This is a genomic window from Roseovarius sp. W115 (assembly GCF_032842945.2).
In the GTDB taxonomy this organism is placed as follows: domain Bacteria; phylum Pseudomonadota; class Alphaproteobacteria; order Rhodobacterales; family Rhodobacteraceae; genus Roseovarius; species Roseovarius rhodophyticola.
Genome location: NZ_CP146606.1, coordinates 717,347 through 739,371, shown reverse-complemented (window position 1 = coordinate 739,371; position 22,025 = coordinate 717,347). Strand labels below are relative to the sequence as shown.

19 protein-coding genes, 1 tRNA gene and 2 pseudogenes are annotated in these 22,025 nt (G+C 58.3%); 10 read left to right on the top strand and 12 right to left on the bottom strand.

All coding sequences use genetic code 11. From position 1 onward, the window contains the following. Positions 1-167: 167 nt before the first annotated feature. The gene (locus RZS32_RS03745) at positions 168-791 is read right to left on the bottom strand and encodes an HD domain-containing protein (protein ID WP_317055690.1); all 624 of its coding nucleotides are present in this window, start codon (positions 789-791) and stop codon (positions 168-170) included. Continuing rightward, a complete protein-coding gene (locus tag RZS32_RS03740) occupies positions 788-1,669 on the bottom strand; it encodes a phytanoyl-CoA dioxygenase family protein (RefSeq protein ID WP_317055689.1) in 882 nt (293 codons plus the stop codon). The genes RZS32_RS03745 and RZS32_RS03740 overlap by 4 nt, the downstream gene beginning before the upstream one ends. A 105-nt stretch (positions 1,670-1,774) precedes the next feature. Between RZS32_RS03740 and RZS32_RS03735 the strand changes: the two genes are divergently transcribed. Further along, the gene (locus tag RZS32_RS03735) at positions 1,775-2,659 is read left to right on the top strand and encodes a LysR family transcriptional regulator (RefSeq protein WP_317055688.1); all 885 of its coding nucleotides are present in this window, start codon (positions 1,775-1,777) and stop codon (positions 2,657-2,659) included. A 62-nt stretch (positions 2,660-2,721) separates the two neighbouring features. Beyond that, positions 2,722-3,501 (top strand): annotated as a pseudogene (locus RZS32_RS03730) (inositol monophosphatase family protein); the annotation flags it as partial. A gap of 64 nt (positions 3,502-3,565) precedes the next feature. Here the strand turns inward: RZS32_RS03730 and RZS32_RS18975 are convergent. After that, on the bottom strand, positions 3,566-4,138 hold the full coding sequence (locus RZS32_RS18975) for a TetR/AcrR family transcriptional regulator (protein WP_422395954.1): 573 nt from the start codon (positions 4,136-4,138) through the stop codon (positions 3,566-3,568). Between the two features lie 238 nt (positions 4,139-4,376). On the opposite strand from RZS32_RS18975, the gene RZS32_RS03720 reads away from it, so the two are divergent. After that, positions 4,377-5,321, top strand: coding sequence for a homocysteine S-methyltransferase family protein (locus RZS32_RS03720; protein ID WP_317055685.1), 945 nt, complete (start codon positions 4,377-4,379; stop codon positions 5,319-5,321). Positions 5,322-5,335: 14 nt separating this feature from the next. After that, positions 5,336-5,932 carry a GNAT family N-acetyltransferase gene (locus RZS32_RS03715; protein WP_317055684.1) on the top strand — a complete coding sequence of 199 codons (597 nt, stop codon included), beginning with the start codon at positions 5,336-5,338 and terminating at the stop codon, positions 5,930-5,932. Between the two features lie 62 nt (positions 5,933-5,994). Here the strand turns inward: RZS32_RS03715 and RZS32_RS03710 are convergent, their stop codons facing one another. The 3 genes and pseudogenes from RZS32_RS03710 to putA form a co-directional block, all read right to left on the bottom strand. Beyond that, positions 5,995-6,360, bottom strand: a complete 366-nt coding sequence (locus RZS32_RS03710; RefSeq protein WP_317055683.1) for a GFA family protein — start codon at positions 6,358-6,360, stop codon at positions 5,995-5,997. Continuing rightward, entirely contained in the window at positions 6,357-7,100 is a 744-nt protein-coding gene (locus RZS32_RS03705; protein WP_317055682.1) for a rhomboid family intramembrane serine protease, read from the bottom strand. Before RZS32_RS03705 ends, RZS32_RS03710 begins: the two co-directional genes overlap by 4 nt. 108 nt (positions 7,101-7,208) lie before the next feature. After that, positions 7,209-10,639, bottom strand: a pseudogene (gene putA, locus RZS32_RS03700) (bifunctional proline dehydrogenase/L-glutamate gamma-semialdehyde dehydrogenase PutA). A gap of 122 nt (positions 10,640-10,761) precedes the next feature. On the opposite strand from putA, the gene RZS32_RS03695 reads away from it, so the two are divergent. The 5 genes from RZS32_RS03695 (at position 10,762) to RZS32_RS03675 (ending at position 13,963) form a co-directional block, all read left to right on the top strand. After that, positions 10,762-11,232: an Lrp/AsnC family transcriptional regulator gene (locus RZS32_RS03695; RefSeq protein WP_317057840.1), complete on the top strand. Its 471-nt coding sequence runs from the start codon at positions 10,762-10,764 to the stop codon at positions 11,230-11,232. 30 nt (positions 11,233-11,262) lie between these two features. Beyond that, the gene (locus RZS32_RS03690; protein ID WP_317055680.1) at positions 11,263-11,808 is read left to right on the top strand and encodes a tetratricopeptide repeat protein; all 546 of its coding nucleotides are present in this window, start codon (positions 11,263-11,265) and stop codon (positions 11,806-11,808) included. A gap of 20 nt (positions 11,809-11,828) precedes the next feature. Further along, positions 11,829-12,794 (top strand): SGNH/GDSL hydrolase family protein, encoded by a 966-nt coding sequence (locus RZS32_RS03685; protein WP_317055679.1) that lies wholly within the window; start codon positions 11,829-11,831, stop codon positions 12,792-12,794. 107 nt (positions 12,795-12,901) lie between these two features. Then, on the top strand, positions 12,902-13,822 hold the full coding sequence (locus RZS32_RS03680; RefSeq protein ID WP_317055678.1) for an SGNH/GDSL hydrolase family protein: 921 nt from the start codon (positions 12,902-12,904) through the stop codon (positions 13,820-13,822). A 54-nt stretch (positions 13,823-13,876) separates the two neighbouring features. After that, a tRNA-Leu gene (locus RZS32_RS03675) sits at positions 13,877-13,963 on the top strand. A 335-nt stretch (positions 13,964-14,298) separates the two neighbouring features. On the opposite strand, the gene metG is transcribed toward RZS32_RS03675, so the two are convergent. The 6 genes from metG to RZS32_RS03645 form a co-directional block, all read right to left on the bottom strand. Next, positions 14,299-16,011 carry a methionine--tRNA ligase gene (metG, locus tag RZS32_RS03670; protein ID WP_317055677.1) on the bottom strand — a complete coding sequence of 571 codons (1,713 nt, stop codon included), beginning with the start codon at positions 16,009-16,011 and terminating at the stop codon, positions 14,299-14,301. Between the two features lie 126 nt (positions 16,012-16,137). Next, complete coding sequence (locus RZS32_RS03665) at positions 16,138-17,793, bottom strand: hypothetical protein (RefSeq protein ID WP_339106810.1); 1,656 nt, start codon at positions 17,791-17,793, stop codon at positions 16,138-16,140. Positions 17,794-17,901: 108 nt separating this feature from the next. Beyond that, positions 17,902-19,134, bottom strand: coding sequence for an MFS transporter (locus tag RZS32_RS03660; protein WP_317055675.1), 1,233 nt, complete (start codon positions 19,132-19,134; stop codon positions 17,902-17,904). A 76-nt stretch (positions 19,135-19,210) separates the two neighbouring features. Further along, positions 19,211-19,765: a YceI family protein gene (locus RZS32_RS03655; RefSeq protein ID WP_317055674.1), complete on the bottom strand. Its 555-nt coding sequence runs from the start codon at positions 19,763-19,765 to the stop codon at positions 19,211-19,213. A gap of 67 nt (positions 19,766-19,832) precedes the next feature. Further along, positions 19,833-20,153 carry a hypothetical protein gene (locus RZS32_RS03650; protein WP_317055673.1) on the bottom strand — a complete coding sequence of 107 codons (321 nt, stop codon included), beginning with the start codon at positions 20,151-20,153 and terminating at the stop codon, positions 19,833-19,835. A gap of 81 nt (positions 20,154-20,234) precedes the next feature. Next, positions 20,235-20,786 carry an ImuA family protein gene (locus RZS32_RS03645; RefSeq protein ID WP_339106809.1) on the bottom strand — a complete coding sequence of 184 codons (552 nt, stop codon included), beginning with the start codon at positions 20,784-20,786 and terminating at the stop codon, positions 20,235-20,237. A gap of 176 nt (positions 20,787-20,962) precedes the next feature. On the opposite strand from RZS32_RS03645, the gene RZS32_RS03640 reads away from it, so the two are divergent. Beyond that, the gene (locus RZS32_RS03640) at positions 20,963-22,006 is read left to right on the top strand and encodes an aldo/keto reductase (RefSeq protein ID WP_317055671.1); all 1,044 of its coding nucleotides are present in this window, start codon (positions 20,963-20,965) and stop codon (positions 22,004-22,006) included. Positions 22,007-22,025 lie beyond the last annotated feature (19 nt).

Below are 22,025 nucleotides of genomic sequence, written 5' to 3'. Positions count from 1 at the left end.
TTTCTTAACCATGGATTGGTAGGACATGCGGGCGGTACAGGCTGGGGAGTCGATGACCGCACAAGGAAGAAGCTGCCCCACCTGTGCCCGGCCGCAGCGCAGGACCTCGCATGGGTCGGGGCGCTTCGATTGGGCTTCTTTCTTGTTGAAAATACCCGAAAAGCGCGTCAGTTGCGGTCAGCGGCCCGTTTTTCATCGACCAGCGGTTCGCGTACGCCTGATTGGATCACGTCGGGGTCATAGGGCTGTCGGGCGAAGACCTCTTCGACCATAGGTGCGAAGAACTCCAGCGGCAGGTCGTCATAGTCGGGGTCAAAGCTCGCCTGATCCCAGCGTTCGCAAAACTCGGCGCAGTCGTTGAAGTATTGGTGACCGGCGTGCCGGTCGCGTTTGTTGGGGTCTGCCCCGTCAAGGTGGTGGCCGTAATAGACCATCTGAAAATCACCATGGGTCGCCACGACCCAGGTGCATTGCTCGCGCACGAAGGGCTTGAGGATCGTGGCGGCGTATTCATCGTGATTGTAGGGCGCGTAGATGTCACCGATATCGTGCAGAAGGGCGGCGACAACCCAGTCGATATCTGCCCCATCCCGCCAGGCGCGGGTGGCCGATTGCACCGAATGGCCCAGGCGTGTGACCTGATAGCCTGACAGGCTTTCGTCCAACTCGACCATCGCCTTCATCAGGCGGCGGGCGGTGTGTTTGGTGTGGTCAATTTCATGAGCGGTCAGGAATTCGTAATCTTCCTTCGTGCCATCCTTCATCTGGGTGAAGCTGACTTTGTCGATCATCCGTAAAACCCTTTCGTGTCCGCTTCAGCCCCGTCCATCAAGGCAGCGGCTTGCGCTTTTCTGATCTCATCGTAAATCGCAAGGCTCTCTGGCGTAAAGGGCGCGCGGGGTGGGGTGAAGTTGATGAAGTTGCCGGTGCGGTCCGCGCCGCGGGCAAGGATGGCATAGTCCTTGGCAGCCACTTCCTGCGCAATTTGCGGAGTGCAGTAGCGAATGGCGACCGCAATGCGACGGTCACTCGACACATTTGGTCCAGAGCCATGAATCATCAGACCGTGATGCAGTGACATCTGCCCCGGCTGTAGTTCGGCGGCCACCTTGTCTTCTGGTGCCACGTCCACGCGAATCTCCTGCCCGCGCGACAGCAGGTTGTTGTCATCATAGGTGTCGTTATGTGGAAGGATCGGGTTCTTGTGCGAGCCCTTCACAAAATCCATGCAGCCCGATTGGCGCGTGGCTGGGCTAAGCGCAATCCAAGCGGTGCACAGCTGATCCACCGCGCCAAAGCCCCAATAGGTCAGGTCCTGATGCATGGACACAATGGCTTTTGTGTTTGGTTCCTTGATGAAGAATTCCACGCTCCAGATCAGGATATCCGGGCCAAGCAGACCCTCAATCACATCCAAAAACCGGTCATCTGCTGCAATCTGATGCGCCATGGGGATCACGCAGTGGGAGTTGATGCGTTTGTAGGTATTGAGCGGCAGCGGCAAACCATTGTCGAGCCACTCGGCCTCCAGCGTTTCCAGTTCTTTGCGCAGGCTTTGGGCCTCGGTCGCGTCCAGCACCGGGATGGGGCACAGGAAACCGTCGCGCCAGTATTGGTCGACTTGCGCCTCACTCAGACGGCCATTTTGAAGCAGGGTCATGTCAAGCATCGTGGAACGCCTCCTCCTCGCGCTGAGTATAGCCTAGCGTCGGGCTGATCAGGCTCAAAACTGTGATACTGGACGCTGAGGCTAAGTTCAGCTTAGTCTCAACCCATGGCTGTCTCTGTCCCCTCTCTCAATTGGCTGCGCGTTTTCGAGGCCGCCGCTCGGGCCGAGAGCTTTGCCCGCGCCGCATCAGAGCTTAACATGTCCGCCGCAGCGGTGAGCCAACAGGTGCGCGCGCTGGAAGAGCGGTTAGAAACGCGACTCTTTGAACGGCAAGCACATGCCGTGCGCTTGACGGAGGCAGGTCGCGCCTACCTTCCTGGGGTTCAACAGGCTTTGTTGACGCTGCAAAGTACAACAGAAGGGCTATTCGGGGCCAATCGGGCCGAGCAACTCTATGTACGTGCCGTCCTGCTCTTTGCTCATGGCATTCTGGCCGAAGGGCATGGCGATTTCTCGGCCCAGCATCCCCAGATCACGTTGCAGATTGATACCGGCAATAGCATTGGTGATTTCTCGCAGGGTTTCAGCGACCTTCAGATCGTGTTTGGTAATCCGTCAGCTTACTGCGCGCAGGGCGACGCCCTGTTTTCTGAAAGGCTCTACCCGGTGGCTTTGCCCGAGATCGCGGCGCAGATCACATCGCCCGGAGACCTTTTGCGCCAGACCCTCATTGAAGTTGGCACGCATCGTGCAGGCTGGCCACATGTGTTTGAAAGCTCGGGCATCTGGCCGGGGGCTGTCAAATACATCTTTGCCGACAGCACGATCATGGCCTTTGCGTTGGCGCGGTCGGGCACAGGTGTGGCCCTGGCGCGTGCGCCTGCCAGTGATCGGTCGATGGCAGAGGCGGGGCTGGTGCCATGTCTCGAAGGGTTCTCAGTTGCAGGACAAGAGGCGTATCATCTGGTCTACCCGGATCGTGCGGCCCTGCGGCCAGCGGCGCGCCGCTTTCGCGAGTGGTTGGTTGCCTATTGTGCGGAGCGGTCTTAGCCCCTTGCGGGACGGGTCGGCGGGGCGTATACGCGCGGCCTGAACCCCAAAGGGAATGCATCATGCCGGGCAGTGCCAATCTTAACATTATGCTGAAGGCCGCCCGCAAGGCAGGGCGGTCACTGGTCAAGGATTTCCGTGAGGTTGAAAACCTTCAGGTTAGTTCAAAAGGCGCAGGCGATTTCGTCAGCCGCGCGGATATCGCTGCCGAGGCCATTCTGAAAGAAGAGCTGATGGGTGCGCGCCCGACCTATGGCTGGCTGGCCGAAGAAGGTGGCGAAGAAGCGGGGCAGGACCCCACGCGCCGCTGGATTGTGGATCCGCTGGATGGCACGACGAATTTTCTGCATGGCTTGCCGCACTGGGCCATCTCTATCGCATTGGAGCACAAAGGCCAGGTTGTGACCGGCGTGATTTACGATGCAGCCAAGGACGAGATGTATTTCGCCGAAAAAGGCGAAGGCGCTTTTTTGAATGACAGCCGCTTGCGAGTTTCGGACCGCAAGGTCATGATCGAGTCGATTTTTGCGACAGGCGTGCCATTTGGCGGCCGTGCGGATTTGCCTGAGACTCTGCAGGATCTGGCACGGCTTATGCCCACATGTGCTGGGGTGCGCCGGTGGGGATCGGCTGCGCTGGACATGGCCTATGTCGCGGCCGGGCGCTATGAGGGGTTCTGGGAACGGCGTTTGAATGCCTGGGATCTGGCCGCAGGGCTGATCATCCTGCGTGAAGCAGGCGGGTTGGCCGAACCTTTGGTGCCAGGTGGCAATATCCTGGAAGATGGCGACATCGTCTGCGCAAATGAAGCGATCTTTTCGACTTTTACCAAAGTGATCCGCGACGCGTGGACCAAAAGCCTTCTGAAGGCTTTTGCCAACGTCTTTCAAAAAGACGTTTGGAGCGTTAGGTCGAAACAGGCACGCGCGGCGAAAACAGAAGTTTCACATAGGTCCGAAGCTGAAGGATTTGTGCGGCAAGGGTTTCGCGCTCGCCCAGCACCTTTTGCAGCACAATTGCCCCTTCGGCGACCCCGGACACCATGTCGCCTAGGGCATCAAGGTCGACTGGTTCCGCTGGGGGGTAACGCTCGGCGATTTCTTCGAACATTGCGCGAAACCGGGCGCGCCAGGCCAGAATCGCCTCACGGTTCAACTCCCGCACACCGCGATCAAAAAGGCGGTCCTGATAAGCGGCGGCGGCGATCACACAGCCAGGGTGGCCATTTGGCAGATCCGCAAGGATTTCAGCCAGAAGTTTGAGGCCGATGAGCATGGCATGCAGCGGGTCGTCATTAAGCTCTCGCGCCCGGCCGAACACATCATCAAAGAGCGCGTTCTCGGCGTCGATGTAGCGTTCCAGCAGGGCGCGGGCCAACGCGTTTTTGTCCTTGAAATGGTAAAAGAACCCGCTGCGCGAAATTTCCACGGCAGCGACGATTTCCTCGATGGACGTGGCCTCGAACCCTTTTTCCAGCACGGCCTTTTCGGCGACATCCAATATCTGTGTTTTTGTGTTGGGTTTCTCACTCACGGCCCATTCTCCTGTACTGCGAGTCCAGTTGACACTAATCTGGTCCGGTAGTTCATTCCAGCACACGTTTTAAAGTTTTGAAATTAAACAAAATTTATAGCGTTCAGAACTGTACCACAGGCGCACTCGCGGTGACATGTGGCACAGGATATGTCCCGACCATTCTCATTTTGGAGTGAAATTTATGCGACTGACAAAATTTTCAAAGAGCGACCGTTACTATCTCACGGATGGAGGTCTGGAAACCTTTATGGTCTTTGACAAAGGGTATGACCTGCCGTGTTTTTCCGCAGCTGTCTTGCTTGAAACCGAAGACGGGCGCGCTGAGCTGAATGCCTATTTTGACCGGTTCATTGGCTTGGCCAAGGCCGATGAGCGCGGCTATGTTCTGGATGTGCCGACGTGGCGCTCTGGAATGGCCTGGGCCGAAGCGTTGGGCAAAAGTGCTGCGGAGCAGATGCAAGTGAACACCGACGCAGTGCGCTTTGTTGAGGCCATCCGCGCGCGGCACGAGGCCGAGGCATGTCCGATCCTGCTCAATGGATTGGTCGGACCGGCGGGTGATGCCTATGCGCCGGGCACGCTTTTGTCTGAGGACGAAGCCTTGGACACACACACACCACAGATTGCCGCGCTGGCAGGGGCCGGTGTGGATTTGATCAGTGCGCTGACGCTCACCCATGCTGAGGAGGCCGTAGGTATTGTCCGAGCTGCGCAAAAGGCAAATGCGCCTGTGGCCATTGCCTTCACACTGGAAACCGATGGGCATTTGCCCTCGGGCCAACCCCTGGGCGAGGCGATTGCACAGGTGGACGGCGCGACGGAAAACGGGCCGATCTACTACATGATCAACTGTGCTCATCCTGATCACTTCCACGACAAGCTGTCTGGTGGTTCAGACTGGCTGCGTCGGATTGGTGGATTGCGCTGCAACGCCTCGCGCCTCAGCCACGCGGAACTGGATGCCGCCGAAGAGCTGGATGATGGTGATCCGCAAGAGCTGGGTCGGTTGAACGCTGATTTGCTCGAGATGTTGCCGAATGTTCGCGTGTTCGGCGGCTGCTGTGGCACGGACCACCGACATGTGGAATGCATGTCACATCATGCCTCTGACCAGCGCGCGGCGTAGGAAGGGGCGAAAGGATGAAGGATCTTATGACACACATGATGCCAGAAGACGCCCGGATTGAAGACGCACCTGCATTGGCGCAACTCGTCGTGATGGCCGGTGATGGCATGCCTTTGCTGGTGTGGGAAGAGATGCGCGAACCAGGAGAAGATGTCTGGGACGTGGGTGCGCGTCGAGCCGCGCGCGAAGAAGGGCAGTTTTCCTATCGCAAGGCGCGCGTCATTCGACGGGATGGTACGGTGATCTCCTCACTGGTGGGATACCCATTGGATGAGGTGGTGCCCGAGGCCGAGCTTGACGATCTTCCACCGCTGTTCCGCCCCTTGGTAGAGCTTGAAAACGAGGCGGTGCCCAGTTGGTATGTGAATGTCTTGGCGACCTTTCCGGAGGCGCGCTGCAAGGGCGCGGCAAAAGCGCTTTTGCAAGATGCCGAAGCGCAGGCCAGAGCATCGGGACAAACGCGGATGAGCATTATCACGAGTGACGACAATCCCGCGCTCAAGCTTTATGAGCATGTCGGCAATCGCCAGATTACGCGCCGCCCCGTGGTGCGTGACGGATGGAAGACGGACTCCAAAGAGTGGATTCTGCTGATCAAGAACCTGGGTTAAGCGCTGGGCAAAAGCCTGTTGAAGGCTTTTGCCAATGTCTTTCAAAAAGACATTGGATGAGGTTATCGATCTGATGGGTGGTTGACGCCATCATCCCACGGGATGGGCTCGTGCTCGGCGGGGTTCTGCCCTTCGATAGACCCGAAATTAACGCCATATTCGTTCGGGTTAGAGCGGCGCTGGTGATGCGTGTAAATCCCGCAGGTCTTACAAAAGAAGTGCTGCGCTGTGCCGGTGTTCCAGGTGTAAAGTGAAAGGTTGTCAGCGCCTTTGGTCACCTTGAGATCATCTAATGGCACGCTGACCGTTGGCGCGGCGCGGCGGCGGCAGAATGAGCAGTCACAGCGATGCGGAGAGGGAATGCCATCGGGCAGATTGAGCGAGAGTTCAACCGCGCCGCAGTGGCAAGTGGCTTTGTAGACGCTCATTTGCGGGTCACTTTCGGGATTGACGTTCGCACAAAGCGATAGGTGGCGTCCGGATGTGGCGGATGGCCGTCAGTTTGTTCCCAGAACCGTTGCCCGCCGCGACGCAGAAAGACGGGGATGGTGAGCAGGATACCCGCGATGAACCCGCCCGCATGCGCCCAATAGGCGACGCCGCCGGTCTCGGGATCGGCGCCAAGCCCGCCAAAGATCTGTATGGCAAACCACAGCACCAGCATGGTCCAGGCCGGAATGCTGATGATGCGGAAAATGATGATCAGGATGATGAGAATATCGACCTTGGCCCGTGGGAAGAGCAGAAGATAGCCGCCCATGACCCCGGCAATCGCACCAGATGCGCCCACGGTTGGCACTTGGCTGAGGGGAGCTGAGATCAGATGCGTGACCCCCGCCGCGATGCCACAGGCCAAGTAGAAGACAAGGTAGCCCACATGGCCCATCTCGTCCTCCATGTTGTCGCCGAATATCCATAAAAACAGCATGTTACCCGCAAGGTGCATCCAGCCGCCATGCAGGAACATCGAAGTAAGCAATGTCTCATATGTGCCCTGTTGGCTGACAAGGACCGGCACCATAGCCCATTCGTAGAAAAACCCGTTGAGTGCGCGGGGATCGCTGAAAAGCGGCCAGTAGCTGAGGAAAATACCAATATTGAGCGCCATCAGCACGTAGGTGACGTAAGGCACCCGACCAGACGGGTTGTGATCGCGAATAGGAAACATGCGACGACTGTGGCGAGGGACAGACGAGGGGTCAAGCGATCAGTGTTGGCACGTTTGGATGGTGTGGGGTTTGAGTATTTTGGGAACGATGAAAGGGCAGGGTAGAGTTTAATCCATCCCGCCGAGGAGCGCCGCGTTGCCGCCAGCCGCGGTTGTGTCGACGCAGACGTGACGCTCTCCCATGACATGTCCAAGGTCTGGTTGCCCCGTGATCAGAGGCAGGATCGGGCCGTTTCGTTTGCTGAGAGCGGTGGTGTAGGCCTGCGCTTTGGTGGCATCGCCCCACCACAGAGCGCCTGCAAAATTGGACTGTGTGGTCAGGACCTCTGCTGCCAGAGCACCAGTCACCGTTGCCGCGCGGCCACCAAGGGCCATGACGGCTTCGGCTTGCGCCTTGGCCGCGTCTTCGCCAGGGCCAAGACAGAGCAGGGGCGCGCGGGCATGAAGTGTGAGGCGGTTGGACTCTCCGGTCGGACCCGGCAGTACAAGGGCCGGTGAGGTTGGGATGTCGCGGTCTTGTGCCGCAACCAGTGCGGCCTGTGCTGCGTCAGGTGACATGTCCGTTGGCCATGTGGCATCGGTTTGTGTAACTGGGCGCGCTGAAAAGCGGGAAAGGTAATGCGGCCCGCCTGCCTTGGGCCCAGTTCCGGAAAGCCCTTCGCCGCCAAAGGGTTGGCTGCCTACGATGGCGCCGATCTGATTGCGGTTGACGTAAATATTTCCAGCATGAACCGCCTCGGTCACGTGTTGCACCCGGTCATCGATCCGGGTCATCAGGCCGAAGGTCAACCCGTAGCCGGTGGCGTTGATATCGGCGATGACCTGATCCAATTGATTTGAGGCAAACGTGGCAATATGCAGGACAGGACCAAAGATCTCGCGTTTCAGGTCCCCAATGCCCTGCACGCGGATCAGGGTCGGGGCGATGAAGTGACCTGAGTTTGGCGTGGGGATTTCATGCAAAAGACGCCCCTCGGCACGGGCGGCCTCGATATGTGCGGCAATACCGGCCTGAGCCTCGGCATCAATCACCGGGCCCACATCGGTCTTCAGGTGCCAGGGTGCCCCCATGACAAGCGCATCCATGGCTCCGGTTAGCATTTCGGTCAGTCCCTCGGCGATATCTTCCTGAACATATAGACACCGCAAGGCTGAACAACGTTGCCCGGCGGATTGAAAGGCGGATTCGACAATAGCTTGAACCGCCTGTTCTGGCAGGGCCGTGCTGTCGACGATCATTGCGTTTAAGCCACCGGTTTCGGCAATGAGAGGCGCGCCGGGGGCAAGATTTTGCGCCATGGTGGTGCGGATTTTGAGGGCTGTTTCTGTTGAGCCTGTGAAAGCCACGCCGCTGACGCGCGGATCAGATGTCAGTGCGGCACCGACGTCGCCTGCCCCGGGCAGAAGCTGTAGCGCGGTTTTGGGTACACCCGCTTTGTGCATTAGGGAAATTGCCAAATGCGCAATGAGTGGTGTTTGTTCAGCGGGTTTGGCCAGAACGGCGTTGCCCGCGGCCAGAGCAGCGCTGATCTGACCGGAAAAGATGGCGAGGGGAAATTCCACGGTGAAATGCAGGTGAATGTGCCGACCGGTTTGGCGTCGGGCGCGTTGGCCCCGTAGTAGCGCAGGAAATCCACCGCCTCGCGCAGCTCGGCCACGGCGTCCATCAGGGATTTGCCTGCCTCGCGCGCAAGAATGGCGAAAAGTTCTCCGAAATTCTCCTCATAGAAATCAGCGGCTCGGGCCAAGACCCGCCCCCGCTCTTTGGGATCCGCGTTCCACGGTTTGGCGTTTTTGAGCGCTGTTTCAACATCTTTTGGGCTGGCAAAGGCAACCTGACCGGGTTGATCTGCCGGGTCGGCGGGGTTTTGAACCGGATGCGGGTCTTGCGGGGCGGCCTTGCCTGTCAAGAGCGGTGCCGCCTGCCATGTCGCGGTGGCAAAGGGTGCGCGGGCGGCCTCAATTGTATCCAGCGTTGGTTGATGGGTCAGGTCAAATCCCTTGGAATTGATCCGCTCAGGCGCGAAAAGCTCTGGCCCTGTGGGCAAAGTGGCTTGCGTCTCATGATAAATCTCGAACGGATCCCGCGCGACCTGCTCTGGCGAGACGTCTTCATCCACGATTTGGTTCACAAAGCTGGAATTTGCGCCGTTCTCCAAAAGCCTGCGCACCAAGTAGGCCAGCAAATCGCGATGTGCGCCTACAGGGGCATAGATGCGACAGCGGGTGTTCTCTGCCTGCATGACGATGTTGTGCAGGGCCTCTCCCATGCCGTGCAGGCGCTGGAACTCGAAGGTTTCTTTGTCGTCTGCCATGTCGAGAATGGCCGCGACCGTATGGGCGTTGTGGGTGGCAAATTGCGGATAGATGCGGTCGGTCAGAGACAGCAATTTGCGCGCATTGGCGATGTAGGAAATGTCGGTGGCGGCTTTTGAGGTGAAGACTGGAAAACCGTCAATCCCCTCAACCTGCGCGCGTTTGATCTCGGTGTCCCAATAGGCGCCCTTCACCAGCCGCACCATGATGCGCCGGTCCAGTCGGGTGGCAAGGGCGTGCAGATGATCGATCACATGGGCCGCGCGTTGGCCATAGGCCTGCACCACCACGCCAAAGCCATCCCAACCCGCCAAAGCAGGCTCGGCCAATGTCGCCTCGATCACATCCAGAGACAGCGACAGGCGGTCCGCCTCTTCCGCGTCGATGTTGAGCCCCATGCGGGCTGACTTGGCCAACAAGGCCAGACTGCGCAGGCGCGGCATCAGGATGTCCATCACACCGTCTTTCTGTGCGACCTCATAGCGGGGGTAGAGGGCCGAAAGTTTGACGGAAATGCCGGGGTTCTTGCGGATGTCCTCATGCACGCAGGCCGAGGAAATGGCAGTAATGGCGCGGCTATATGCCAAATGATAGCGCGTTGCGTCGGCGTCTGTGCGTGCGGCCTCTCCCAGCATGTCGTAGGAATAGGTGTACCCCTTGGCCTCCATCCCGGCGGCGCGATCCATAGCCGATGTGATTGTCTCGCCCAGGACAAACTGACGGCCCATCTCTTTCATCGCGCGGCCCACAGCGGTGCGGATGACCGGTTCGCCCAAACGCTTGATGGCGGCACGAAGATGACCGACGGGGCCGGGGGCCTCTTCGGTCAACACTTTACCTGTGAGCATTAAAGCCCAGGTTGAGGCGTTGACCAGAGGCGAGGTGGAATGCCCCATATGCTTGCCCCAGTCAGAGGGGGCAATCTTGTCCTCGATCAGCGCGTCAATCGTGTCGGCATCTGGCACCCGCAAAAGCGCTTCGGCCAGGCACATTAGGGCGACGCCTTCATCGGTTGACAGCCCGTATTCCGCCAGAAAAACCTCCATCAATCCCGGATCGGAATGATCGCGAATGTCGCCGACAAGCGCGGCACCACGGGCCACGATGCGCGTGCGGTCCTCGGGTGACAATCCCGCCTGCTCCACAAGCTGGTCAATTGTGGTGGCTTCATCGGCGTAGGTGATCAGATCAATTTCGCGGCGCAGGTCGGTGTCATACGGCATGGTGTGTCTCTTGCAGAGTGGCAGGGAATTGACCTAACATATCACTTATACGCAGGTCATATTTCCTGAAAATTTATTTTTTGCAGGATTTATACGTGCATAAATGGAGTTGCATAGGTCAAATGGAAGAGTTGGAGCTGGACCGGTACGACAAGGCGATTCTGCATGTGTTGGCGGGCGATGGGCGGATCAGCATTACTGATCTGGCGCGAGAGATTGGGCTGTCCAAATCACCGACACAGGCGCGGCTACGTCGGCTTGAGCGAGACGGGGTGATCTCAGGCTACCGTGCGCTGATTGATCCCATTCGTCTGGGCCTAGATCACGTCAGCTTTGTTGAGTTGAGCATGACCGACACGCGAGAGGCGTCACTGGCGGCGTTCAACGCGGCTGTTCTGAAGATCCCGGAAGTTGAACAAGTGCATCTGATTGCTGGAAATTTCGACTATCTTCTAAAGATACGCACGCAAAGCATGAGCGACTATCGTCGCGTACTGGCTGATCAGATTTCCAACCTGCCGCACGTCTCCAAGACCTCAACCTATGTGGCTATGGAGGCGGTGAAAGAAAACACTGTCCCAGATGTGATTTGATTTTCCATCCCTCTGCGGCATCTTTGGCGCATGAGACTTACGATCCTAGCCTGTGTTGTCGCTGGTCCGGTCTGGGCCAACGCTTGCCCCGAACCGCCCGACCACGCCGCCGCCCTATCTGATTTGATCAAGGCGGCGCGAGAAGCGCCGGATGAGGCCACGGGCCGGGCGCTTTCGGGGGAAATGTGGGCACTTTGGGCCGACGCGCCGGACGCCAAGGCACAAGAGCTTTTGGATGAAGCGATGGAGCGGCGGCGTGTGGCCGACTACGACGGGGCCACCAAGGCCGTGGATGCGCTGATTGCCTACTGCCCGGATTATTCTGAAGGTTACAACCAACGCGCCTTTATCAATTTCCTGCGAGAGGATTTTGCCGCCGCTTTGCCTGACCTTAACCGCACTTTGGAGATCACACCGCGCCACACCGGCGCGTTGACGGGCCGGGCGTTGACACTGGCCGCGTTGGGACGGAACGCGGAAGCGACGCTGTCGTTGCGCGCGGCGCTGGATCTGAACCCTTGGCTGGGCGAGCGGCGTTTGCTGCAGCAACTGGAGCAACAGGAACAGGATCTCTGACAAAGCGAATGAGACAGGCCATGTGGCGCAGAGTGGCGAATTTGGTCGCTTTGACCGCGCTTTTGGGCTGCAGCGCGGCTGTGCCAGACCGTCCCGTGCCACCTGCGCCGGAGCCCCAACCGACCAGCATTCCTGAACCGATCCCTGCTGCATTGCCTGCCGCAGAGTCACCATTGCCCAGCTTTCGGGAGCCGCCCTTCGGACCTGATATCCTTGTGGTCGGCGACAGCCAGATTTCCTTTGGCGCGGGTGCGGGGCATCTGGCACTCTTTGGCAATCTGGCCCGTGCCTGCGGCGCAAATCCGCAAGAGCGACGCTTTCTTGACAATCTTGACGCACAGTCAGTTGCGGCCATTGGTGTGCGGTCCTCGTCTCTCAATCACTGGAGCGCGCGGGACGCGGACACAAAAGGCGTGATCTGCGACAAGGATGCGCGGTTCGGGGTGAATGCAGGCACATATGGCGTGACCGGCCCGGCGCGCAGCTATGTGCAGATTGGCGACGGCCGGCCCTATGAGTTTTGCCGCCCGAACCAATCTCCGTTCGAGGCGATGTTTCGTGAGGGATATTACCGTCCCAAACTGGTCGTGCTGGCGTTTCTGGGCAATTCCGTGGATCGCTGGGCCGATCATGCGACGGCGACAGCCGATCTGCGGGCAAGCATCGCGCAGATTCCCGAAGAGAGCGCCTGTGTCGTCATGAGCACTGCGGCGGCCTTTGACGCAGAGGTGAATGCAAAGCGGCAACTGGCCCAGCGAAACCTGGCGCGTGCTGTTGCGACAACGGGCGGACGCTGCAGTTTTGCCGAAGCGTTGACGCCGGATCTGGTCGCGTCGGTGACGGGCAATCCGGATCACTTCCGCACCAATGAGGCCGGAGAGGTTCTGGACAGGTTTCATCCCAATACCAAAGGCTTTGAGCGGTTTTTCCAAAGTGCCACCCCGGTCATTTGCGCGGCTGTCTTTGACCAGCTTGGCCCTCTCTGAGCCGTTTTTACTTCAGGAATGCACGAAAAGTTCAAACACTTTGCATAACCGCTGCGGATTTATTGCCGTATAGACCTTGCAGGTGAATTGGGGAAAGGCGGGTCGGAATGGCGAAGGGTTTGAAAAACGCGTGCCGGGGTGTGTTGGTGATGCTTTTGTCTGCCGTGATCGCGGCACCGCCACTTGCTGCTGAAGAGTTCAAATCACCTGATATCGTGGTTTTAGGGGACTCGCAGTTGAGCTTCGGTGCGGGGCCGGTGTTTCTCGAGTTTTTTCAGAACATTGATCAGCATTGCGGTGCAGGTCCGCAAGGAGAAACTGATTACACCCAACTGGGTGAAAAAAGCGTCGCGATCTTCGGCGTGCGTTCCACGTCGCTTGGCTCTTGGGTGGCGCGCAGTCGCCGGGGCAAGGCTGCGGTGTGTGAGGTCGACAAAAAGTGGAAAGCAAACGCCGCCACTTTCGGGACCGTCAACACAGGTAAGAACAAATACGTCCAGATCGGCAAGGGACGGAATTACCAGTTCTGCAAGAAAGGCCAATCGCCGTTTGAGGCGATGTTTGCGGAAGGGTATTATGCACCCAAACTGATCGTCATGAACTTTCTGGGGAACTCCGCGCGCCGCTGGGCCGAAGACAAGCATCAGGCCTTGGCCGATGTCACAAAGGCGATGGAGCAATTGCCCGAAGGTGTGCCCTGCGTCTTCCTGACCACCGCGCCGACCTACAAGAAAAAGACCGTGGATCTGCGCCTCAAAGCGCAGGAGAACCTGAAATATGCCTTCATGAAAGCCGGGTCTCAGTGCAGTTTTGTTGAAGGGTTTACGCCCGAGACCATTGCCGCCAATCAGGGCAATCGGCTCTATTTTCGGCGCAACAAGTCAGGTCGGGTGAAGGATCCGTTTCATCCCAACCAGAAAGCACAGGAAAATTTCTTTATGGTCCGCACGCAAGACATCTGCCACGCCGTGCATGAGCAGCTTGCGCCGAAAAACACAGAAACCGCCGTCCTTTTGCCCGCGCCCTAAAGGCAGAACTTTACACCCGCGCCCAAGCCGATATGGTCCGCCCACGCCCCTCGTGCCCGCGTGGTGGAATGGTAGACACAGGAGACTTAAAATCTCCAGGCCGGATAGGCCGTGCCGGTTCGAGTCCGGCCGCGGGTACCAGAGGCAAAAGCTTTGGGAAAGTCTTTTCAGAAAAGACTTCGGGTCGGTAGGCGCAAGTAAATGTACGGATGCTGATTTTGGGGCGAACGACCGCACTGAGCTCGTGTTGCACGTTATTCAGCAGAGGCGCGCGATCGCGAGACCGCGGGATGGCGACCCTCTACAAATTCTGAACACTTAATGTCAGCCAAGTCTGCATGTCCTTGGATCGGCGCGCTTACGTGAGCCAATCGCCAGCCCGATGGGGCGGTCTGGCGATCGCGCGGCGGGCCTGCGGCCCTTGATTCCGCGCGAGGGTATTCAAAGGCAGCAAAGTCCGCCAAGCGGACATCCAATTACCCCCGCACCCCGGCAAACCTTTCTTCCCAAGCCTCACGATCCTCATCACTGATCTTCGCAAAAAGCACGTCTGGCACACCAAATTCATGCCCGGCGGGCAGAGCGGCGAGTGCCGCTGTCACGTCCTCAGGCCATTGCGTATCAAGCGTGTTCATCGCCGACAGCATCCGGGCGGCTGCGTCCGGGATAAAGGGAGCTGACAGCACTGCGTAAAAGCGGATCAGGTTAAGCGCCAGACGCACCTGCATTGCGGCTTTTTCAGGGTCTTCCTTGAACGTGGCCCAGGGGGCGGCGGATTGCAGGTATTCATTGCCCGCCACCCAGATGGCGCGCAGCTCCATCGCCGATTTGCGCACCTCGATGGCTTCCATATGCCTTTCATAGGCGCGTAGGCGCTTGGTGAGATCGGCGATCAGCGCGTCTTCTTGTGCGCCATAAGCCCCACCCGCTGGCACGGCTTCGCCAAATTTGGAGCGGCAGAACTTGGTGACACGGCTCACGAAATTGCCCAGCACATCGGCGAGATCCTTGTTCACGGAGGTTTGGAAATTCTCCCATGTGAACTCAGAGTCGCTGCTTTCCGGTGCGTGGGACAGAAGCCACCAGCGCCAGTAATCACTGGGCAAGATCTCCAGCGCCTGATCCATGAAGATACCGCGGCCCTGAGACGTGCTGAACTGCCCACCATCGTAGTTGAGGTAGTTAAACGATTTTATGTAATCCACGAGCTTCCACGGCTCCCCGCTGCCCAGGATCGTGGCGGGAAAGCTCAGCGTATGAAACGGCACGTTGTCCTTGCCCATGAACTGGGTGTAGCGCACGTCCTCGGCCCCATTGTCGGTGCGCCACCAGCGTTCCCAGTTCCGGCCAGAGGCGGCCTCGGCCCATTCTCCGGCGCAGGCGATGTACTCAATCGGCGCGTCGAACCAGACGTAGAATACCTTGCCTTCCATCCCCGGCCAATCATCATCCCCGCGCTTGACCGGAATGCCCCAGTCGAGGTCACGCGTGATGCCACGATCTTGCAACCCATCGCCGTCATTGAGCCATTTCTTGGCGATGGACGTGGTTAGAATGGGCCAGTCTTTCTTGCCATCAATCCAGGCATTTAACTGATCGCGCATCCCGCTTTGCTTGAGATAAAGATGCTTGGTCGCCCGCACTTCCAGATCGGTCGAGCCGGAGATGGCCGAGCGCGGCTCAATCAGGTCTGTCGGATCAAGCTGTTTGGTGCAGTCCTCACACTGGTCCCCGCGGGCTTTGTCATAGCCGCAATTGGGGCAGGTGCCCTCGATGTAGCGGTCGGGCAGGAAGCGGCCATCGGCATTGGAATAGACCTGACTTTCTGAGACTTCTTCGATCAGGCCAGCCTCGGCCAAGCGTCCGGCGAAATGCTGGGTCAGGGCATGGTTCTGTGGGCTGGACGAGCGGCCGAAATGATCAAACGAAAGCCGAAACCCTTTGCCGAGCTTGTCCTGCACCTCCCACATCTCGGCGCAGTACTCAGCCACTGGCTTGCCTGCTTTGGCCGCGGCCAGCTCTGCGGGTGTGCCGTGCTCATCGGTGGCGCATAGAAACAGCACCTCATGTCCGCGCCCACGCAGATACCGTGCATAGAGATCGGCAGGCAGTTGGCTGCCGACGAGGTTGCCCAGGTGTTTGATCCCGTTGATATAAGGGATCGCAGAGGTGATCAGGTGACGCGCCATGACGAAATCCTTGGGGTGTTTCGTCGTCCTTTAGCCCATGGTGGGCGTTAGGACCAGTGCCCCGATGGCTGTTGGTGCTGGCCGACCACAGGCAGATAGGTTGGCCAGCAGCAGAACCGGCAAACCCTAGTCTGGCACAGGGGCGTAGAGATCAACATTAATGGGCTGAAAATAGAGGTCATATTCTGACGCGGCCATCACGCCTGTGCAAACACGGCGTTTGTTGACGTCATCCCGCACGAGTTGCAGCATGTCCTTCATCTGAGGTTGAATCTGGCACGCCCCCTGGCCCGGCCTTCCACATAACATTTTGTAGAGCCTGTATGCCCGCATCATCGGACAGCGAATTTGAGCATCAAGATCCAGAGTTTCCCGACGTGCAATCCAGCTTTCGAGAATAGCTGTGTTCTGTTCAAGCTGTTCTGGACTTTGTTCTTTCCACCGTGGTTGCTCGGTCTCCCATTCCAGACGCTCCAGTTGCGACAACAACATCCATCTCGATGTTGCAAACCCCTGCAGGGCAGAGCTGTTGTGGTTTTCGTAGACGATGGAATTCGTAAGGTATGGCTCGTCCAGCAAAGCGTGGCGTGCGTTGTTGGCATTGAATTTGTACTGAGCGAATTGTTTCCATAGCTCCGGGTCATATGGGGATGATTGCAGCAGACGTCGGGAGTACTCGACCTTGTCTTCACGCGGTGTGCGTTCAATCACAGACATGCGCAAACGGTCGTCCTCAGTGATGGAAAATCCGCTGATATCCTTCAGAAGTATTTCCAACAGTCTCGGGTTGTAAGGGTCGCGCTCAATCTGGGCATTTGCATGCTCCTTGGCGCGACGTATGTGGCTTTCGTAGACAAACTCGTAGCCATATTTTCGCGCGAGGTCAGAGTCGAAGTTATAAGCCAGATTTGCGTTCGTCACATTTGGATCACTCAGGTATTCGTTCAGAAATGCAGCCTCCTCCTGTGTCGCGGTTCTGGTCCAGATATTTCTTGCGTAGAGGTCCTCCAGATTGCGAAACTGCCGTTTTGCCGCTTCATCCATGAACCAATCCCTGCGGCTTGGCAGGTGGTATGTGCCTGCGGCAAAAAGCTTGCACCATAACACGTTATCGTCACTGCCGTGAATTTCGACAAGGGGCGCGTATTGGCTGCACATGTATTCAACCAATTCCCAACTGCCGCCCCATCCCGGATTGGTCAAATCAATAGCGCGATTGAGCGTGCCGTAGTTCGGGGCCTCGCGCATTACAGTATCGAGGACGGCCAATGCCTTGTCCTGATTGCGGGTTGAATTGGCCAGTCTTATGATGGCATCGGACGCCGGAAGAAGATCTGGGGCCAACTCATAAGCGCGCTCTGCGAGTTGCCACGCCTCACGGTGCATAGCGCCAAACGTGGCCATGGCATCGTAGTAGAGCGTACGCGCAAGCCCTTCGCCCCGAATATACCAGGCGGTTCTGTGCAAGACCCACACCTGCCCTGTGTGTGCATAGGCGGATTGTGGATAGGCCTCGAGCCACTCTTCAGCGAAATGCGCGACCTTGGGGTTGTTGGTGCCAAACACACCAAAAAGCCACCGCGTATGATCCACGGCTTCCGCATCCCGCAAAGACAGTCTGTGAGACTGTGCGAACATTTCCTCAGCCGCAGCATAATCTTTTGCCTCGATTATCTCCCACAGGTCATCTTGGGACAGGTCGTCATAAATGTCCCCTGCCTGGGTGAGGGTGGGCAGTAGAAATAAAAGCGCGATTACAAGACATTGAAGGTATCGAAACATGGCCAAACCTCGCATTTACACGCTTAAGCTGTACGGGTTGGCTGCGGCGATAGTATGGCGTTCGGGTGATCTTGACGTGCAAAAGGGCGCTTTGTGACACTGGCTGGATTATTGCCCTTCACCAGCTTCCCGATCTGTCTTGGTCAGTCGTCCAATTGTAAACGATGTACGCGGGGCCCAGACATAGCGTGTTCGAAGCACCAGTGTCGGACGGGCCAGCATGCGCAGCATGCTAAAAAAGATCAAAATCCCATGGGCGCTGGCGATCATCAGGAACATGGCTTGCGGCCCGTACCATTCGATCAGGCTGGACGCCACAAACGGCGCTGCGATGGCTCCGATGGCAAAGTAGAACATCAATGCGGCAGAGAGTTCGACGCGCTGTTCGGATGTGGCAAAGTCGTTGGCGTGCGCGGCGGCGACCGAGTAGATCGGGAAGGAAGTCGCGCCAAAGAAGAAGGCCGTCAGCAGGACGCCAGTGGGATGCATCGTGTCGACCAAAGCTGTTATCACGCAACACAGGATGGCCGCGACCGAAAGCCAGATCATCACCTTGCGCCGGTCAAATTTATCCGCAAGCCAGCCCGCTGGGTATTGCGCCAGTGCCCCGCCGAGGATGAAGGCCGAAAGGAACCAGGCGATCTGATCCAGCCTCAACCCCACCTGTTCGCCATAAAGCGGCCCGACCATGCGGAAGGTGGCGCTCGACAGGGCTGCGACGACCACAGCCGCCGTGGCCAAAGGTGAAATCTCTAGTCCCAGTTTGGGGCGCAGGCGCGGTGCGGCCGGGGTTTCTGGCTGACGCACCGTGGTCAAGGTCAGCGGCAAAAGCGACGCGCAGCAGATGATCGCGAGGATGTTGTAAGAGACATAAGACGCGGGCTCCAGAACCGAAATCAGCGATTGCGCGACAAGCTGCCCAGCCATATCGACGATCCGGTAGGTGCCCATGGCCCGCCCACGTGTCTCATTGGTCACTTTCGCCTGCAACCAAGCTTCGATGATCGTGTAACACCCCGCCACGCAGATACCTGAGGCCACCCGCATCACCGCCCAGGCGATAGGATCGACCACCAGCATATGGGAGATAAGCCCAATGGCCCCGGCGGCGGTAAAGGCTGCAAAGGCGCGCGAATGCCCCACTGATCCCATAAGGCGCGGCGCCCACCAGCAGCCTATGAAAAAGCCAAAAAAATGTGCCGAGCCGAGAAAGCCGATCTGTTGTGTTGAGAAATCAAGCGTGATGCCTGAAAGCGCATCGAGCGGGGCCACCCCGCCTGTTGAAAGCTGCATCAGCACAACCGACAAGAACAGGGCGGCAAAGGAAATGAGCATGCGCATGATTGCAACTTTGCATGCGCATGGCTCTCAGGCCATAGCCTTTTCGACGGGGCAATGTCGTTTTTTGCCCGAGCGGTTACTTCTCAATCCGGGCGATGATGTTGAGATCAATCTGATCATCTACAAATCCGGGAAACCCGCCCGCACCAAAAGCGGCGCGGCTTATGGATCCGGTCAGTTGCACAATGAGGCGGCTTCGGTCGCCAACTTCCGTGCCACCTTGCCGGTAAAGCCCGGCATTGAGCGTCACAGGCCGTGTCACACCGCGCACGGTGAGATTGCCCTGAACCTTGGCTCCGCTCAGATCCCCAGTCACTTTGGTGGACTGAAACCGGATCTCTGGATAGGCTTGGGTGTGCAGCACTTCTGGCCCCTTCATCGTTTGCGTGGCAAAGATGAATCCCGCCTTGGCCCGACGCGCATCAAGTGTCACATCCACCTGGCTACGCGGCACATTGTCCAGGTCAAGCACCATGCGCGCAGCTTTTACGGGCATGCGCCCGCGGCTGGGGTTGCCCTGGAATTGATAGGTGAAGCCCACCACCGAGTCCGGCGCGTTGAGCCGGTATGTTTCGGGGGCTGCAAAAGCAGGGGCGGCAAGAAGCAGAGACAGTAAAACCAAAATGCGCATGACAAAACCTTTTCGCGTTGTTTGGGAGATATACGCGCGATGGTCTGAATTTATTCCTGACAAGTTTTCACTTGGTTGTGTGCAAATTGGGGCGACAAGTGGGGTTTTCTGGCGCATGCCGGGCCGAGATGCGGCCAGTGAAGCGGTCTTTCTGGACGCGGAGACAGACGGTTTGGCCGATATCAAGCGCACCAGGCATGTCTGCACTGCGCGCAACGAGCGGGTAGTGTGTGCCGTCAAGCCCGGTGGCGCTATAGACAGGTCGACTGCCGTAGTCTGTATGGTGCTGTGCGACTGTGTCGATCCGAGCTTTAGCATGGGTGATCGAGGCTGGAATGCGCATTGTGAAGAGTGCAAGCAGAGCGATAACAACCACTAACTTTGCCAAGTTGATCCACAGTTTTCGGTCTCGCAGAGTATTGCGCCAAACTGCATGCGTAATTTCTGAATTTCTTTTTTTATCAGTCACTTAATTTATATGGACGCTCTCCACGCGCCGTTCAAGCGCAAATTGCCCCTTCACCCGGCTCACCTCCCATTCCGCTGGGGGCAGGGTCCGTGCCCGGCGGCGGGACAAATGCCACGCACGGCGTCCTGAGCCATGATCAGGCGCCATATGCCAGCGGCTTTCCACCCCCGGTGCACCTCCATCCCCTTCGGTCAGGATCAACCCCAAGGGCGCGCCCATACCTTCACCTGCGCCGGTCTCGGCTGCCAGATGCAGGCGCCGCACCGCCGTCAGCCCCGGAAGGCTGGGCAAATCCGCCACCACCAGTGGCACCACGCCCGCGCGCAGCACCTCCTCTAAGCACCAAAGCAGGTCAATGGGTTGGCGTGGGGTGAGAAAGGTGAACCGCCCAGGTTCTGCAAAGGCGCACATTCCCTCGGGATTTAGCCGGTCTGTCGCCCAGGCGGCGCTGATCCAGAACACTGGGCCGTCCGTTGCACGCGCCACCAGCATAGCCAGCGTGTGGCGCGCAGATCCGCAAAGCTCATGCACCCGACCGGGCGTCAAGGTCATCTCGCCCAGCACTTTGAGAGGGGGCGGTGCGCATGGCTGCTGCGGCGCGTGAGAAGGGTGCTGTCCATGCGGCAATTGTATAATGTTCACTAAATGTTCTCAATCCGCCAAATACAGCGTGACGCCAGTTTCAAATCCGCTAGATATGGGAAAACAAAGTTGGGGAAGGGCAGACCATGCAGCGCAAACCATTGGGGCGGACGGGCATAGAAGTGAGCGCACTGTGTCTTGGCTCGATGACCTGGGGCAGCTCGAACACCGAAGCCGAAGGGCACGCTCAGATCAACATGGCGTTGGACCATGGTGTGGATTTCATCGACACCGCCGAGATGTACCCGACCTATCCCGTTAAGGCCGAAACCGTGGGTCGGACTGAAGAGATCATCGGTACGTGGCTGGCCAAGACCGGGCGACGCAAGGATATCATCCTCGCCACGAAACATGCCGGCGAAGGCATGCGCCACATCCGAGATGGCGCGCCGATTACGTCCCAGAGCATTCCCAAAGCCATCGAAGACTCACTCAAGCGCCTAAAGACCGATCACATCGACCTCTACCAATTCCACTGGCCCAATCGCGGCAGCTACATGTTCCGCCAGAACTGGGCCTATGATCCGTCCAAACAGAACCCTGCCGAGACGCAGGCACATATGGAAGACGCGCTGGGCGCACTGGCCAAAGAAGTCGAGCGAGGCACAATCCGCGCCTTTGGGCTTAGTAACGAAAGCGCCTGGGGCACCGCGCAGTGGCTCAAGATCGCTCAAGAGAGCGGCGGCCCGCGCGTGGCCTCAATCCAGAATGAATACTCGCTGCTCTGCCGCCTCTATGACACCGATCTCGCTGAGTTAAGTGTGAACGAAGACGTGGGACTTCTGGCCTTTTCCCCTCTCGCGGCTGGCATGCTCACGGGCAAGTACCAGAACAACGAAGTGCCCAAAGGCTCCCGTCTTGATATCAGCGGTGATCTCGGTGGGCGCAAAACTGAACGCGTGTTTGACGCCACTGAGGCCTATCTGCAGATCGCGCGCAAACACGGGCTGGAGCCGGTGCAGATGGCGCTGGCCTGGTGCCTGACCCGGCCCTTCATGTGCTCGGCCATCTTCGGGGCCACCACGATGGATCAGCTCACACTGGCTCTGGGTGCTGCGGATGTCACGCTTTCGGACGAGGTCATGTCCGATATCGCCACGGCGCACAAGGCGCATCCCATGCCCTATTGAACGGCTTCTTTCTTGTCTG

What these genes read in the sequence shown, in the direction of transcription:
- RZS32_RS03745 (WP_317055690.1), bottom strand. Translation starts at nt 791, where the DNA reads ATGATCGACAAAGTCAGCTTCACCCAGATGAAGGATGGCACGAAGGAA.
- RZS32_RS03740 (WP_317055689.1), bottom strand. Translation starts at nt 1,669, where the DNA reads ATGCTTGACATGACCCTGCTTCAAAATGGCCGTCTGAGTGAGGCGCAA.
- RZS32_RS03735 (WP_317055688.1), top strand. Translation starts at nt 1,775, where the DNA reads ATGGCTGTCTCTGTCCCCTCTCTCAATTGGCTGCGCGTTTTCGAGGCC.
- RZS32_RS03720 (WP_317055685.1), top strand. Translation starts at nt 4,377, where the DNA reads ATGCGACTGACAAAATTTTCAAAGAGCGACCGTTACTATCTCACGGAT.
- RZS32_RS03715 (WP_317055684.1), top strand. Translation starts at nt 5,336, where the DNA reads ATGAAGGATCTTATGACACACATGATGCCAGAAGACGCCCGGATTGAA.
- RZS32_RS03710 (WP_317055683.1), bottom strand. Translation starts at nt 6,360, where the DNA reads ATGAGCGTCTACAAAGCCACTTGCCACTGCGGCGCGGTTGAACTCTCG.
- RZS32_RS03705 (WP_317055682.1), bottom strand. Translation starts at nt 7,100, where the DNA reads ATGTTTCCTATTCGCGATCACAACCCGTCTGGTCGGGTGCCTTACGTC.
- RZS32_RS03695 (WP_317057840.1), top strand. Translation starts at nt 10,762, where the DNA reads ATGGAAGAGTTGGAGCTGGACCGGTACGACAAGGCGATTCTGCATGTG.
- RZS32_RS03690 (WP_317055680.1), top strand. Translation starts at nt 11,263, where the DNA reads ATGAGACTTACGATCCTAGCCTGTGTTGTCGCTGGTCCGGTCTGGGCC.
- RZS32_RS03685 (WP_317055679.1), top strand. Translation starts at nt 11,829, where the DNA reads ATGTGGCGCAGAGTGGCGAATTTGGTCGCTTTGACCGCGCTTTTGGGC.
- RZS32_RS03680 (WP_317055678.1), top strand. Translation starts at nt 12,902, where the DNA reads ATGGCGAAGGGTTTGAAAAACGCGTGCCGGGGTGTGTTGGTGATGCTT.
- metG (WP_317055677.1), bottom strand. Translation starts at nt 16,011, where the DNA reads ATGGCGCGTCACCTGATCACCTCTGCGATCCCTTATATCAACGGGATC.
- RZS32_RS03665 (WP_339106810.1), bottom strand. Translation starts at nt 17,793, where the DNA reads ATGTTTCGATACCTTCAATGTCTTGTAATCGCGCTTTTATTTCTACTG.
- RZS32_RS03660 (WP_317055675.1), bottom strand. Translation starts at nt 19,134, where the DNA reads ATGCGCATGCTCATTTCCTTTGCCGCCCTGTTCTTGTCGGTTGTGCTG.
- RZS32_RS03655 (WP_317055674.1), bottom strand. Translation starts at nt 19,765, where the DNA reads ATGCGCATTTTGGTTTTACTGTCTCTGCTTCTTGCCGCCCCTGCTTTT.
- RZS32_RS03645 (WP_339106809.1), bottom strand. Translation starts at nt 20,786, where the DNA reads ATGACCTTGACGCCCGGTCGGGTGCATGAGCTTTGCGGATCTGCGCGC.
- RZS32_RS03640 (WP_317055671.1), top strand. Translation starts at nt 20,963, where the DNA reads ATGCAGCGCAAACCATTGGGGCGGACGGGCATAGAAGTGAGCGCACTG.